The organism is Stenotrophomonas sp. HMWF003 (assembly GCF_003061285.1).
Lineage (GTDB): Bacteria > Pseudomonadota > Gammaproteobacteria > Xanthomonadales > Xanthomonadaceae > Stenotrophomonas > Stenotrophomonas maltophilia_AP.
On the sequence record NZ_QAIW01000337.1, the window covers coordinates 1 to 545 of the forward strand.

General features: G+C 69.9%; 1 pseudogene. It reads left to right on the top strand.

Annotated features, from left to right (window positions below):
• Positions 1-355: 355 nt before the first annotated feature.
• Positions 356-545 (top strand): annotated as a pseudogene (locus DBR34_RS23120) (sigma-54-dependent Fis family transcriptional regulator); the annotation flags it as partial.

Genomic DNA, 545 nt, shown 5'->3' on the forward strand with positions numbered 1-545 from the left:
ACCCCGGCCCAGCCTGGGTGCCCACACAGCGCCAGGCTTCCGCTCTTCCCTCTATCGAGAAACGCCCCCTTCTTTGGCCGCTGCCACCCCCAACCCGCGTTGTCCCTCTTGTCGAACACGCAACAGCCAGCAAACCAAGTGCCTGCCCGCCTCGTCGGTCCAGGCCGCGGACCCGGACGTGGGGCGGCACGTCCAAGGCCACCGGACCAGCATCAGATTCCGCCCGTGATCCTCGTCTACAAGGTGACGCATGGCGGCAGTCCCTGATTTTCCGGCCCGGTGTGTAATCTGGTTTGGGTCCCCGCAGGCGGCCGAACGGGCCGCACTGGCAGCCGCAGGCTGGCAGGTGCGCGGCGTGGCCACCGACGACTGCGTGGCCATCGGCATGCGCGGCAGCGACCAGGTGGTTGGCCTGCTCGACCTGCGCAGCGCCTTGCCCGCCAACCTGGCCCGGCTACAGGCCCTGCTCGACGAACACCGGCACATGACCCTGCTGGCCATCCTGCCGGCGGGCGCACCGCCACCCTCGCCCGCCCTCCATGCAC